The organism is Flavobacterium cutihirudinis (assembly GCF_003385895.1).
GTDB lineage: Bacteria > Bacteroidota > Bacteroidia > Flavobacteriales > Flavobacteriaceae > Flavobacterium > Flavobacterium cutihirudinis.
Genome location: NZ_QRDQ01000009.1, coordinates 844,617 through 858,128, shown reverse-complemented (window position 1 = coordinate 858,128; position 13,512 = coordinate 844,617). Strand labels below are relative to the sequence as shown.

The 13,512-nt window shown below is 33.3% G+C and carries 12 protein-coding genes; 4 read left to right on the top strand and 8 right to left on the bottom strand.

Going from position 1 to position 13,512, the window contains the following annotated elements:
* Nucleotides 1-6 precede the first annotated feature (6 nt).
* From BD847_RS14480 to BD847_RS14455, 6 genes are all read right to left on the bottom strand, one after another.
* A complete protein-coding gene (locus tag BD847_RS14480; protein WP_115888962.1) occupies nucleotides 7-2,172 on the bottom strand; it encodes a vWA domain-containing protein in 2,166 nt (721 codons plus the stop codon).
* 79 nt (nucleotides 2,173-2,251) lie between these two features.
* Entirely contained in the window at nucleotides 2,252-3,214 is a 963-nt protein-coding gene (locus tag BD847_RS14475) for a hypothetical protein (protein WP_115888961.1), read from the bottom strand.
* Nucleotides 3,215-3,216: 2 nt separating this feature from the next.
* The gene (locus tag BD847_RS14470; RefSeq protein WP_115889035.1) at nucleotides 3,217-3,717 is read right to left on the bottom strand and encodes an RNA polymerase sigma factor; all 501 of its coding nucleotides are present in this window, start codon (nucleotides 3,715-3,717) and stop codon (nucleotides 3,217-3,219) included.
* Between the two features lie 165 nt (nucleotides 3,718-3,882).
* Nucleotides 3,883-4,563, bottom strand: a complete 681-nt coding sequence (locus tag BD847_RS14465; RefSeq protein WP_115888960.1) for a CPBP family intramembrane glutamic endopeptidase — start codon at nucleotides 4,561-4,563, stop codon at nucleotides 3,883-3,885.
* Between the two features lie 313 nt (nucleotides 4,564-4,876).
* Nucleotides 4,877-5,713 carry a DUF6929 family protein gene (locus BD847_RS14460; RefSeq protein ID WP_115888959.1) on the bottom strand — a complete coding sequence of 279 codons (837 nt, stop codon included), beginning with the start codon at nucleotides 5,711-5,713 and terminating at the stop codon, nucleotides 4,877-4,879.
* A 24-nt stretch (nucleotides 5,714-5,737) separates the two neighbouring features.
* Nucleotides 5,738-6,379 carry a hypothetical protein gene (locus BD847_RS14455; protein WP_115888958.1) on the bottom strand — a complete coding sequence of 214 codons (642 nt, stop codon included), beginning with the start codon at nucleotides 6,377-6,379 and terminating at the stop codon, nucleotides 5,738-5,740.
* 217 nt (nucleotides 6,380-6,596) lie between these two features.
* Here BD847_RS14455 and BD847_RS14450 point away from each other — a divergent pair, with 217 nt between their 5' ends.
* Nucleotides 6,597-7,475, top strand: coding sequence for a PPK2 family polyphosphate kinase (locus BD847_RS14450; protein WP_115888957.1), 879 nt, complete (start codon nucleotides 6,597-6,599; stop codon nucleotides 7,473-7,475).
* A gap of 117 nt (nucleotides 7,476-7,592) precedes the next feature.
* Here BD847_RS14450 and BD847_RS14445 read toward each other — a convergent pair whose 3' ends face one another.
* Entirely contained in the window at nucleotides 7,593-8,111 is a 519-nt protein-coding gene (locus BD847_RS14445) for a hypothetical protein (RefSeq protein ID WP_115888956.1), read from the bottom strand.
* 190 nt (nucleotides 8,112-8,301) lie between these two features.
* Between BD847_RS14445 and BD847_RS14440 the strand changes: the two genes are divergently transcribed.
* The 3 genes from BD847_RS14440 (at nucleotide 8,302) to BD847_RS14430 (ending at nucleotide 12,072) form a co-directional block, all read left to right on the top strand.
* A complete protein-coding gene (locus tag BD847_RS14440; RefSeq protein ID WP_115888955.1) occupies nucleotides 8,302-9,687 on the top strand; it encodes an MATE family efflux transporter in 1,386 nt (461 codons plus the stop codon).
* 156 nt (nucleotides 9,688-9,843) lie between these two features.
* Nucleotides 9,844-10,071 carry a hypothetical protein gene (locus BD847_RS14435; RefSeq protein WP_026984926.1) on the top strand — a complete coding sequence of 76 codons (228 nt, stop codon included), beginning with the start codon at nucleotides 9,844-9,846 and terminating at the stop codon, nucleotides 10,069-10,071.
* A gap of 60 nt (nucleotides 10,072-10,131) precedes the next feature.
* Complete coding sequence (locus BD847_RS14430) at nucleotides 10,132-12,072, top strand: LTA synthase family protein (protein WP_115889034.1); 1,941 nt, start codon at nucleotides 10,132-10,134, stop codon at nucleotides 12,070-12,072.
* A gap of 70 nt (nucleotides 12,073-12,142) precedes the next feature.
* Here BD847_RS14430 and meaB read toward each other — a convergent pair whose 3' ends face one another.
* Nucleotides 12,143-13,240, bottom strand: coding sequence for a methylmalonyl Co-A mutase-associated GTPase MeaB (gene meaB / locus BD847_RS14425; protein WP_115888954.1), 1,098 nt, complete (start codon nucleotides 13,238-13,240; stop codon nucleotides 12,143-12,145).
* Nucleotides 13,241-13,512: the final 272 nt, after the last annotated feature.

The window sequence follows — 13,512 nt, the reverse complement described above, 5'->3', positions numbered from 1 at the left end:
TTTTTATTAATTGTATTGTTTCGCGCCTTCGACAAGACGAATAAATTCAGCTTTATAACCTTCGCCATCGTTTGAATTTCCTTGCTTCGCTAATTTTACAATTTCATCCGAAGATTTGTCAGCAATTAATTTTGAATCTCTCAATTTCAATCCAAACCAAGCCACAGCCGAACTGAATTTCATATCATCACTCGCTTTCTCCAAAACAACCGATTTGTTCTCAATAACCTGAACCATTTCGATACTTTTTTCGCCATCAGGTTTTTTGTAACGGAATTTTATAGTTGCCAGTTCATTACTGTAATTGTTCGCATCGGGTTCTGTTTTAGTGTATTTTAAAGGATCTGGCTGTTCAGCTAAATAATCACTTTTTACACCAGCTGGAATAATTTCATACAAAGCCGTAACGGTATAATTGCTTCCTAATTCGCCGGCATCAATTGCATCGTTTTTGAAATCTTCCGGACGAAGTTTTCTGTTTTCATAACCAATCAAACGATACGCCTGAACTTGTTTCGGATTAAATTCAATCTGGATTTTTACATCTTTCGCAATAGCGAACATCGAGCCTTTAAATTCTTTTCCTAAAAAACGATTTGCTTCCTGAATATTATCAATGTAAGCATAATTTCCATTTCCTTTATCGGCAAGAACTTCCATTTTACTGTCTTTGTAATTTCCCATTCCGTAACCAAGACAAGTTAAGAAAACGCCTGTTTTTCTTTTTTCTTCAATTAATTTTTCCATATCAGTATTTGAAGAATTTCCAACGTTAAAATCGCCATCAGTTGCGAGAATTACTCTGTTGTTTCCACTTTTAATAAAGTTTTCGGCTGCAATTTTATAAGCCAGTTCAATTCCTGCGCCACCTGCAGTACTTCCGCCGGCTTCTAATTTATCCAATGCGTCAATAATTGTCTTTTTCTCATCGCCAGAAGTCGGTGGCAAAACCATTCCCGCAGCGCCCGCATAAACCACTATTGCAACTTTGTCTTTTGCTCGTAATTCATTTACCAAAATTTTCATGGATTGTTTTAGTAAAGGCAATTTGTTCATATCGCTCATTGAACCTGAAACATCAATTAAAAAAACAAGATTCGAAGCAGGTAAATCGTTAGTCGGAATGTTTTTTCCTTGTAAACCAATTTTCAGGATTTTATTGTTTGAATTCCAAGGAGAATTACTTACTTCCGTATTAATAGAAAACGGATTTTCATCTTTTGGCTGCGGATAAGTATATTTAAAAAAATTAACCATTTCTTCTACACGCACTGCATCTTTTGGAACCTGCTGTCCGTTGTTTAAAAAACGTCTGATATTCGTATATGAAGCATTATCAACATCAATTGAAAACGTAGAAAGCGGTGCAGTTTTTGGACTTTCGAAAGCATTTTCCACGAAAGTGTCATAATCTTCCTGATTTGGTTCAGTTGGTGTTGGAATGATATTTAATTTTTTATCCAGTTCTTTTTCCGAAAGGTTTTTGTAAATTTCATTTTTAGTCGAAATAACAACAACGCCATTAGAAGCTTTATTTCCGTAAACTGAAGTTGCAGCTTTGTCTTTTAAAACAGAAACATTATCAATATCATTCGGATTAATTTTTGCCATTTGACTGGCTTTTGCAGGAACTCCGTCAATAATATACATTGGTTCGTTTTTTGCAGAAACCGAAGCGATTCCGCGTATGGAAACAGTTGGACTTGGGTTTGCAACATATCCAACATTATTCTGAATCTGAACTCCGGCGACCTTTCCTTGCAAGGCTACAGAAGTAGTCATTTTTGCTTTTTTTCTTTCTGCACGAGCATAACTTCGATCTTCATATTCAGCGTCTCTTGTTCCGTAACCCACTACAACAACTTCATTTAAGCTTAGACTTTCTGCAAAAAGTTGAATATTAATTGTGTTTGAGTTTTGAACCTTTTGTCTTTGGGTTTTATATCCAACGTAGTTAAAAACAAGCATGTCTCCTGTTTTTGCCTGAATACTGTATCGGCCATCAAAATTGGTTGTGGCAGTGGCCTTTGTACTTTCATTGAAAACATTCGCACCCGGAATTGGCTGTTTGTTTTCATCTGAAATGATTCCGGAAATTGTTTTTTCTTGTGCTATGGATACGAAACATATAAGCATAGCAATGGCTGATGAAATAAGTTTTAGACTTTTCATGATAGTAAAAATTAAGATTAATGTTCGTGTGTTGCTTTGTCAACTCTAGATATTTGACAAAGCTTTAATTGAATTGCAGTTACTTTTTAGGAGTTGGTTTTCCTGTTTTTGTGGTAATTATTACAACTCCTTTTTTACCTTTTTCGCCATATTTTGATGTGGCTTCAAGATCTTGTAAAATGGTTATTGTTTTTATGTCTTGTTTGTCTAAAGGAGCGTAAGGACTCGTTGGATTATTCCCAAATAAATCATTTTCAGAATAATATATGCCATCAATTATATATAAAGGTTCATCCAGAATTACAAGTGATTCGACATTTTCGGGACTTAGATTTGGAAGTTCATTCTGCATCATTTTGTCTTTTTTTACATCATCACTGTGCGCCATTGCATTTCCGTTAAGGACTACTAAGGGTACATTTTTCTTGGCTTTCTGGGCACTTTTATCTGCAAAAGCAACTTTGGCAGCTTCTCGTTGCGGACTACTTGAATAACCCATATCCATGGTTACTGTTTTTTTTGATGTTCTATTATCTTCTTCTTCAAAAACTTCTGCTCTCGCGGCTTGAACTGGCATAACTGTTTCTGCTGCAATTTGTGGTTCTGCTGCAGCTGGCGTAAAATCCGTATTTGGAGCAAGTGTTTCCTGAATTGCAACGTGTTCTTTCTTTTTGGTCTGATTTTCTAAAATCTTTATAGCTTCAGTTTTGGAAACTAAGGGAGAATCGACAGAAACAACAGCATTATTACTTTCTGAAACCGAATTTGAAGTAGCATCTTTTTCAGTTTCATTAATTACAACTTTCGGATTTTGAATAGTTGTTTTATCCGATTTTAAAAATTGTGCGCCTAAAGAAATCAATAATAAAAGAGAAGCTGCAATTGCAATTTTTTTCCACAAAGCGATGGTTTTTTTATCTTCTTTTTTATCGAGTTTTTCTTCAACGCGCGACCAGATTTTTTCCATTCCCGGAAAATCTTTGGTTTCTGCATTGTCTGCAGCTTCCTTAAATCTGTTGAATATTTTATCTTGATTGTCCATGACTATTTTGCTTTTTGATAATACAATTTATTTACTAATTCCTTCAGCTTGGTTTTCGCAACATTCAATTGCGATTTAGAAGTGCCTTCGGAAATATTGAGCATCGCTGCAATTTCTTTATGACCGTAACCCTCTATAACAAAAAGGTTAAAAACGGTTTTACAGCCATCCGGAATATGGTTTAATAAATTGAGTAAATCTTCTTCTTCTAATCCGTTCATTTCACCTGTAAAAGGCTGAGAAAGTACTTTTACATCATCAAGATACATGTTGAAATTTGTGCTTTTCCTGATGGTTGCCAAACAATGATTTACGGCTATTTTTCTGGCCCAGGCTTCAAAAGCCTTTTCTTCTTTTAGCTGATCTAATTTTGTAAATATGGTATAGAAAGCGTCGGCCAGCGCTTCTTCAATTTCTTCTTCTTTCTTGAGGTATCGTTTGCAAACGCGATACAGTTTTGGAGCCATATGCTCATAAACCTGACGCTGGGCATCCCGGTTCATTTTTTTGCAGTTAGAAATTTGAGTTTCGTTTATCACAATTATGGTCTTTAACTATAAAGAGAACTAAAAAGATAAAAAGGTTGGGACGAAGATGAAAAAAAGATAAAAATAGTTTAATTTATCTTGTAATGTGTTGTTTTAGCGGTTTTTATGATTGTCTGTTTTTTATCTTGTTTTTGCCGACAAAAGCATAAGATCCCATAAAAAATGACACAGAATCAGGATTTTGATGTTTCTGTATTGATCATATTGGATTGCAAATACCAATCCGATTACAATTGGGCCAATGACATTCAGCAAAGTTCCATAACCGAAATGAAGAAAACCAAACAGAACGCTGGAAACAACTATTGCCATTTTTTTGTTTTTTAATGCCAATTCCAATCTTGGTAATAAATAACCTCTAAAAATTAATTCTTCGGTAATTCCGGCGGTTACACATGTAAAAAAGAGTAGTAAGTAACTCTTTTTAAAAAGAGCCATAGCTTTATTCAACACGGTGCTTTCTTCGGTTATTTTAAAAAGCATTATTATAAGGCCTGTCAAAAAAACTGCTATAAATAATTTTAAGAATGTTATAAATACTGCTTTCGCGAAAGACAGAAAGGAGTATTCTGTTTCTCCCCAAAGTAAAAAGGGCTGTTTCTCTATTTTTAAAGCAAATAAATATAATAGCAAAAGGGAAATCCAAATGGCAAATCTTGAAATATAGAATTGGGTTTCATTGTCAATGCCTAACTTTTTGATTAATACCGAAAAGTAAATTGCCAGAAAGGGAAGAACAACTGAAAGTATAATGCCAATAATTAAAGTCGGTTTTTTTGCTGAGTTTGAAATGTTGAGCATTTATTTGGGTTGTAGGTTTTTGAGGTTGGTTTTAATGTTGATTGGTTTTAATGTAGATTGTTTAACGTTTTTTTATTGTAGAGACGCACGGCAGTGCGTCTAACGTCAGGGAATCCGTAATGATTTTTTTGTGCAAAGTGTGTTTGATATTCTTTGCGTAGACGCACTGCCGTGCGCCTCTACGATTATATTGTAATCGCAAATATTGTGAACGAATTATATTGTAATTGCAAATATTGTAAACGAATTATATTGTAATCGCAAATAGTCTAAAACGATTATATTTTAAACGACATATTGTAATCGTCTAGCTTTATTTAACCGGCAAAGTCAATTTATAAATCTTTGTTTCTAAAAGTTCTGTGTCATTATCTTCGCAAAGCAAAAACTCAATTTTGTTGTTTTCTTTTTTGTAGAAAGTCAGACCTTCGAATTTATTTGTTGAAGTTATTTTTTGAGTAAAATCAATTTTCATGGTTTTAAGATCTATTCTTCCAATGAAACTTCCCAGAATCTCGCCATCATCGTAAGTTGATTTTGTGTCTTCGGCAGTTGAAAGGAAATAGATTTTATCTTCGACAAAAACTGCATCGGTAAAACTGGAACGAACGCCTTTTATTTTTGGAAGTTTATAATTAACAGCAATCAGAGCAAATTCATCTTCTAGACTTTTTGCATGAATGGTAAAAATGGTGTTTTTGTTTGAAATTCCGTTTCCGCGATTGAATAGAAACCAGTTTTCGCCATCAAAAATTGCGCCTTCCAGATTGAAATCTTCCGGTTTTATTTCGCCGAAACTTTGCATTAAACCGTAAATGTCAACCAAATTATTTTTCTTTAAAACAGATTTAGATTTAAGATCGAATTCAATCATTTTGTTTCGGTTTTCGGTTGAACCGGAACCAAAAACATAGAGCGTATCATTTTGATGCGTGATAGATTCAAAATCAGGTTTTAGATTTTTCGGAATATTTTGTGATGGATTATCAATTAAAGGATGTTGATTCAATTGCTGATTCTGCATATTGTATTCGTAAAGGAATCCGCTGTTGTCACCAATAACATAAAGTGCATCATTATTATAAAATAATCCTGATGCAGAACCGATTCCGATGATTTGAAATAATATTTCTAATGTGAATTTTTCCATGAAATGATGTTTTTAAAATCTTTTTTATCTTGATTTTATCTTTTTGAATGTATTGTTTTTTTCTGCTTCTGAAACAGCTTTTTCGAGAATATCCATAATTAATTTGCTTTTTAGCTTGTTGTTGTGTTTGTAATTAATGTTTATTATTCCAGAGTCATTTTGCTTTTTCATCTGAAAGGAATTAAAATGTTTTTCAATGATTGCGTCTTTAAGAATTATTTTAAAAATTTGAACTCCAGAATGATCAATTAATAAACTGCTTTTTACTTCCTTAATATTTTTATATGGAAAATATTCAAACTCCTCAAACTTTTCTTTTTGTATGATGTTTTGATTAGAAAAATAAATTTTCCAAAATTCGACTTTAATTGCAGTATCTAAATATTCCCAGCAATGATTAATTTTAGTTATAAAAGTTTTTCCATTTTGCTTCCAAAAAACATAAACAGGGGAGTCAATGCAAATTTCAATACTATCTGGATCAATTTTCATGGCGCAACCACCACAATAATTTTTATAAATACAAATAGTATCAATTGTCTTTGACTGAAGATTTTTAATAAAATCAGATGTCAGCTTGTCTGTATCAGTATCTTTATTTGTTTGGCAATTTGAAGATAAGGCAATAAAAAAGAAAATTAAAATTAGAATTCTGATGTTATTCATTGATTTTTTTAATATGTACTTTTAAAAATAACTGCCTAGCCCTGATAGTAATGGAAATACTTTGAAAAGAAATTGCATTTTACCTGACAGAACAAAGCGACCAGCGGAAGCTCTTGTTATGGCTTTGGAAAAAAGCAATTTATTGAAAAAGTATTGCAATGAATAGCAGGAATATGCTTCGTAAAATTACTATATTTATGAGACAAAATTTAAAAATATGAAATCAATAAACCCGAAAGATTTTAAAGTTACAGATAAAATAAAACTAAGCAAGATTCCGACTTTATTAAATATTGATGCCGACGATGACGAAAAAGAAGAAAAACTAGATAAAGTTCAGGCAAAATTGAGCGATTTGCAAGATGTTATGTATGCGCATAATAAATACGCGGTTTTAATTTGCCTACAAGGAATGGATACTTCGGGGAAAGACAGTTTGATTCGGGAAGTTTTTAAAGAATTTAATCCGCGTGGAGTGGTGGTTCATAGTTTTAAAACGCCAAATTCAAGCGAATTAGAACATGATTATTTATGGCGCCATTATATTGCATTGCCTGAAAAAGGAAAGTTTGCCATTTTCAATCGTACACATTACGAGAATGTTTTGGTAACGCGTGTGCATCCTGAATATATTTTATCTGAAAATTTACCGGACATTAAATCTGTTGATGATATTACAGATGAGTTTTGGGAAAGAAGAATTGATCAGATCAATAATTTCGAAAAACATATTTCGCAAAACGGAACCATTGTAATGAAGTTTTATCTTCATTTGAGCAAAGACGAGCAAAGAGAACGTTTACTGCGTCGTCTGGAAGAAGAAAAACACCATTGGAAATTTTCTCCGGGCGATTTGAAAGAACGTGAACATTGGGATGAATATCAAAAATATTATGAAGAAGCAATCAGTAAAACTTCTACTGATTATGCGCCTTGGTATGTTGTTCCTGCCGATGATAAAGAAATGGCGCGCTATATAGTGGCAAAAATTATTTGGGAAGAAATGCAAAAGTACACTGATATTAAAGAACCGGAACTAGACGATAAAATAAAAGCTAATTTCGAAATGTACAAAAAGGCTTTGGAGGAGAAATGAATTAGATAATTAGATAATTTTTAAAATCGGATGATTTTTTAAAACACAAAACCCGACAGATTATGAGAACTGTCGGGCTTGTTACCAAAAACAAAAAAATAAATTTAAACCTTTCTTTTATAAGTCAAAACCGTAAGCAACACGCAATGCTACCTGATTGGTTTTGAAATCGTGATAATCTTCGTAACGTACGCTCAAATCGATGTATTTGTTTGCGTATCCTATTCCCGGAGCCCATAAAAAAGTTGTTTTATCATAACCGTTTGTTACTGCAAAACCGGCACCTACTTCACCTAAAACATAAAATTGGTCTTCCCAAACAAAAGCTTTAAAACCAGCTTTTGCCGGAATAAATCCAAGATCTTTTACATTATTTCCAAGATCATCTCTTCCCATGAATAAGTTGGTGAAACCTGTGGTTAAGGTTAATGATGTTCTTTTAGATAAATCGTATTGTAATCTAACATCTCCTCCTAATGACCACTCGTAATCATTATCGGTCGGAATTCCTCCATTTAAACCAAAACCTAATCTAAAACCTTGGTCGTAATTTGTTGCTGCTTTGTCTTGAGCAAAAGTTGTGTTAGCGTATAAAAAAGCGAATGCAGCAAGGCATATAAACTTTAATTTTTTCATGGCATATATTTTTGAATTATTAATAATGTAAAAGTATAATCAAGGACTTTGGAGCTTGTTATATAATTTTTAAAAATCGTTACATAATATTAGGCTCTTCTTAATTTTGCCTTAAAAAGACTATATCTTTTTATTGATAGGACAGAATTCGAAGCTTCTGATTATCTTTGCCGACTAAAATAAAGACGAAGTGAATTTAAAGCAGTACACAAAAGAGTTTTCATATAATTTCAGACTGGCATATCCTATTATTTTAGGAATGGTTGGCCATACTTTAATAGGTATTGTTGATAATATAATGGTTGGTAAATTAGGAAGTACTGAATTGGCTGCTGTTTCATTAGGAAATAGTATGGTTTTTATCGCGATGTCGCTCGGAATTGGTTTTTCAACCGCCATTACGCCAATCGTTGCCGAAGGTGATGCTGAGAAAAATGATCCCAAAATTCGCTCTGCTTTTCATCATGGCTTGTTTTTGTGTGCTATTATCGGATTAATGCTTTTTGGAGTAATTGTTTTAGCAAAACCTTTAATGGAATTATTAGAACAGCCAAAAGAGGTAATTGTACTGGCAAAACCATATCTGGATTGGGTCGCTTTTTCACTGATTCCGTTAGTTATGTATCAAGGATATAAACAATTTGCCGACGGAAAATCGCTTACAAAATATTCGATGTACGCAATGATTATGGCAAATGTGCTGCACGTAGGAATAAATTACGTATTGATTTATGGTATTTGGATTTTTCCTAAAATGGGAATTATTGGTGCTGCTTTAGGTACCGTAATTTCAAGAATTTTTCTTGTAACGTTCATGCATATTATGTTGTCAAGACGAAATGATTTAAAACATTTTTTTAAAGATTTTAGTTTTAGCGAAATTAAAAGTGCAACCTTAAAAAAAATAATAAACTTAGGTTTTCCGTCGGCTATGCAAATGCTTTTTGAAGTTGTATTGTTTACCGCTTCGATATGGCTTTGTGGTAATATTGGTAAAACGAGTCAGGCGGCAAATCAAATAGCGCTTAGTCTTTCTTCGCTAACTTTTATGTTTGCAATGGGTTTAAGCGTAACTTCGATGATCCGAGTTAGTAATCAACGCGGATTGAACGATTTTAAAAAATTAGTTGTTGTAGCCCGTTCTATTTTTTTGCTTGCCATTATAATAGAAACCGTTTTTGCGATTCTATTTGTTACTTTTCATGACTTTTTCCCTCATATCTTTTTGAATATGGAAAACGGAGGACAAGTTTTGGATAATACTGAAGTAATCGCTATTGCATCAAAACTCCTTTTAATTGCGGCAATTTTTCAAATTTCTGACGGAATTCAGGTTGTGGTTTTGGGCGCTTTACGCGGATTGCAGGATGTTAAAATTCCTATGTACATTACATTTGTTGCCTATTGGATTATTGGTTTTCCGATTTCCTATTATCTAGGCGAGCATACAGAATTAAAAGCGCAGGGCGTTTGGATTGGACTTTTGGCAGGCTTAACAGCCGCGGCTATTTTTCTATACATTCGGTTTCATTACTTAACAAAGAGATTAATCACAAATTCAGTTTCAAATAGCTAAATTTGAAGCACAAATTATATTGGCCACAGATTTTACAGATTAACACTGATTTAAGTGTTGAACTTTTGAATAAAATCCTTTTAATCTGTGAAATCTGTGGCAAAAAATACGTCTGTTTAGCAGACAATTTATAAATCTAAAATAAACTTATATAAAATGGAATTACCTAAATTTTTACTTGGAGACAATACCGATTTTCCAGATGATATTTTCATCATTCACTTAGATTATCCTCGATTTATCATCAATTTGAAAGATGATGAAGTTGAATTTCTGGAAGAAGCAGAAGATCTTGATGAAGCAGAATTAAATGCAGAAATGGAAGGCTTGATTGAAAAAGCAAATGATTTTTACGACAGAGAAATAAACCGTTACGAAGAGTAGAAAACTACTTCAGTGCGTATTTGCAATGTGTTTCAGTCTAAAATTAATGTAAATCATTCAATGAAAAAATTAAGTTTTTTAAAACCCATTTTCAATTTCATAGCAATCGGATTGCTGATTACAACGCTTAGCCGTTTATTTTTGTTTTTTCTTTTTAAAGAAAGAGTTGTAGAGACACCAAATTTCTGGTACATTTTTCCAATCGGTCTTCGAATGGATTTGATTTTACTTTGTTATTTGTCTTTTCTGCCGGCTGTTTTAATTACTTTTCTGCCAAATAAATGGCTGAAGTTTACCAATTCGTTTTTGGTTATTTACAGTTTCTTATTTCTGTTTTTGATTCTCTTTGTAGAATTGGCCTCACCAGATTTTGTAAAACAATATGATACGCGCCCAAATAAGATTTTCCTAGATTATCTTATTTATCCAAAAGAGGTTGTAGGAATGCTTTTAAAAAGTTATCTGACTTCGATTATCGTGACTTTTTTAATTCTTGGAGTTGTGATTTATTTTGCCTTCAAAAAAGGGAAAAAATATTTTCATACGACAAGTACAGAATATAAATTCAAACTGATGATTTTTCCATTAGTTGCTTTTTTATTGTTTTTCGGAGCCCGTTCAAGTCTAGTTTCAAAACGACCAATTAATGCGAGTAATGCTGTTTTTTCTACAGATCAGCTTACAAATACTTTAGGGTTGAACTCTTTTTATACAGTTGCGTTTGCTGCTTATTCGATTAAGAATGAAGGAAACACAAAAATGTATGGTAAAATGGATGAAGCCGAAGCTATTGCCCGCGTAAAAAAATACATGATTGCCGGACCAAATGATTTTACAGATGCTGAGATTCCGTTTCTTCATGTACAACAACCGGATTCTGTGATTCAAAAACCGTATAATTTGGTGATTTTCCTTCAGGAAAGTTTAGGTGCTGAATATGTTGGAATTTTGGGTGGAAAACCATTAACTCCGGAATTTGATAAATTATCTAAAGAAGGAACTTTATTTACTAATTTGTATTGTACCGGAACCAGAAGTGTACGCGGTATTGAAGCAGTTGTTACCGGATTTTTACCTTCACCTTCTGAAAGTGTGGTGAAATTAGGTAACTCTCAACAAGGCTTTTTTACACTTGCCGATGCTTTAAAACAAAAAGGATATGATACCAGTTTCATTTATGGAGGTATGGCCAATTTTGATAATATGGCTTCGTTTTTCAACGGAAATGGTTTCAGTGATATTGTAGATCAAACCGATTTTGAATCGGATGGAAATAAATATGCATTCAAAGGAACCTGGGGTTATTCAGATGAAGATTTGGTTACTAAAGCGAATAATTATTTCAAATCAAAAGGAAACAAACCGTTTTTCTCTTTGATGTTTTCGACTTCAAATCATGAGCCTTTTGAATATCCTGCAGGAAGAATCAAACCTTACGATAAAAAAGCGGCAACAGTAAACAATGCAATGAAATACGCCGATTTCTCAATTGGAAAATTCTTTGAAATGGCTAAGAAAGAAGAATATTTCAAAAACACTATTTTCATTGTAATCGCAGATCATAATACAAGAACGTACGGAAAAAATTTAGTGCCAATAAATAAATTCCATATTCCGGCTTTTATCATGGGTCCAGGAGTTGCAAAAGGTGCTGTTTACAATAGATTAGCAAGTCAGATTGATATTCCGCCAACATTATTGGGTTATTTAGGAATTCCTTTTGAAACACCAATGGTAGGAAGAAATCTAACGAAATTAGATCCAAAAGTACAAGGAAGATCAATCATGCAGTTTAATGATATCAATGCTTTTAGAGTAGAGAATCAGGTTGTTATCATGCAGCCAAACTTGAAACCATTGCAATTCGAAATCAAAAACGACACAACTTTAATTCCTGTAAAATTAAACGAAGATTTAGCAAAAGATGCTTTAGCACATGTTATAACAGCAGGAAATTTGTATAAGGAGAGTAAATACAAACTTAAAGCTAAAAAACAGTAACAAAGGTTCAGAGTTACAAAGTAGCAAAGGTTTAAAGAAGCAGAGAAAACTTTGCCACTTTGAACCTTTGTTATTTTGTCCCTTTATTAAAATATAATTTTAATAACTCAGAAGCAGCTGCGAACGGTGAAATTTCATCATTTTGCACTGCTTTTTTATTTTGTTCTAAAAGCGAAATAATTTCCGGTTGATTGTAGAAGTTTGATTTCAGTTGTTCGTTGATGGTTTCCATCATCCAAAACTGATTTTGTTCGTGTCTTTTCTCCTGAAAGAATCCAGTTTCTTTTGTCATTTCAAAGTACTCAGAAATAGTATTCCAGATTTCTGAAATTCCATCTTTTGTAATGGCACTACATGTCGTTACTTTTGGTTGCCAGTTTGATTTTTTGGGAGGAAATAAATGTAAAGCTCTATTAAACTCTAATTTAGCCTGATTTGCTTTTTTGATATTATCTCCATCGGCTTTGTTGATTACAATTGCGTCCGCCATTTCCATAATACCACGTTTAATGCCTTGGAGTTCATCGCCTGCTCCGGAAATTTTTAATAACAGAAAAAAATCAACCATACTGTGAACTGCGGTTTCGCTTTGTCCAACACCAACGGTTTCAATAATTATAGTATCAAAACCTGCAGCTTCGCACAAAATAATGGTTTCTCTTGTTTTGCGTGCCACGCCGCCTAAATTTTCTCCGGAAGCACTCGGTCGAATAAAAGCATTTTCATCTTTGACCAATTCCTCCATTCGGGTTTTGTCGCCTAAAATACTTCCATGCGAAATTGAACTGCTTGGATCAACTGCCAAAACGGCCACTTTTTTTCCTGTTTGAGTAAGATAAGTTCCAAAGGCTTCAATAAAAGTACTTTTGCCAACTCCGGGAACTCCAGTAATTCCTATTCGAATTGATTTATTAGCATGAGGTAAACAACCTTTTATAATTTCTTCAGCTTTTGTAGTATGTGCAGGATTTGTGCTTTCAATAATTGTAATTGCCCGGCTTAAAGCAGTTCTGTTTCCCGAAAGAATTTCGGATATTAATTCGCTGGCAGCAGGTTGTTGTCTGCGTTTGTTTCTAATGTCATTTATAGCTGAAACATTGGTGATTTCAGGAGATGAAATTCCAGCTTTTTCAGTTAGGCTGCTCGATTCTTTCTTTAAACTTGACAAAACATTTTTTTAGTAATGTAAAAGTACAGAAAACAAAAACAGTTTCAAAAGACAAATATTCCTTTGAAACTGTGTTGTTAAGTTTGCCACAAATTACATTAATTTACACGAATTTTTTTACTGCATTTTTATCACCCTGAGCGGAGTCGAAGGGCGCGATAGAAACTCCACAATCAAAATCGACAATATTTGTCGAGCTCCTAGCGTGTCCTTCGACTCCGCTCAGGATGACATACAAGGCTTGTTTTTAAAAAAAATTAGTGTAAATTAGT

What these genes read in the sequence shown, in the direction of transcription:
- BD847_RS14480 (WP_115888962.1), bottom strand. Translation starts at nt 2,172, where the DNA reads ATGAAAAGTCTAAAACTTATTTCATCAGCCATTGCTATGCTTATATGT.
- BD847_RS14475 (WP_115888961.1), bottom strand. Translation starts at nt 3,214, where the DNA reads ATGGACAATCAAGATAAAATATTCAACAGATTTAAGGAAGCTGCAGAC.
- BD847_RS14470 (WP_115889035.1), bottom strand. Translation starts at nt 3,717, where the DNA reads ATGAACCGGGATGCCCAGCGTCAGGTTTATGAGCATATGGCTCCAAAA.
- BD847_RS14465 (WP_115888960.1), bottom strand. Translation starts at nt 4,563, where the DNA reads ATGCTCAACATTTCAAACTCAGCAAAAAAACCGACTTTAATTATTGGC.
- BD847_RS14460 (WP_115888959.1), bottom strand. Translation starts at nt 5,713, where the DNA reads ATGGAAAAATTCACATTAGAAATATTATTTCAAATCATCGGAATCGGT.
- BD847_RS14455 (WP_115888958.1), bottom strand. Translation starts at nt 6,379, where the DNA reads ATGAATAACATCAGAATTCTAATTTTAATTTTCTTTTTTATTGCCTTA.
- BD847_RS14450 (WP_115888957.1), top strand. Translation starts at nt 6,597, where the DNA reads ATGAAATCAATAAACCCGAAAGATTTTAAAGTTACAGATAAAATAAAA.
- BD847_RS14445 (WP_115888956.1), bottom strand. Translation starts at nt 8,111, where the DNA reads ATGAAAAAATTAAAGTTTATATGCCTTGCTGCATTCGCTTTTTTATAC.
- BD847_RS14435 (WP_026984926.1), top strand. Translation starts at nt 9,844, where the DNA reads ATGGAATTACCTAAATTTTTACTTGGAGACAATACCGATTTTCCAGAT.
- BD847_RS14430 (WP_115889034.1), top strand. Translation starts at nt 10,132, where the DNA reads ATGAAAAAATTAAGTTTTTTAAAACCCATTTTCAATTTCATAGCAATC.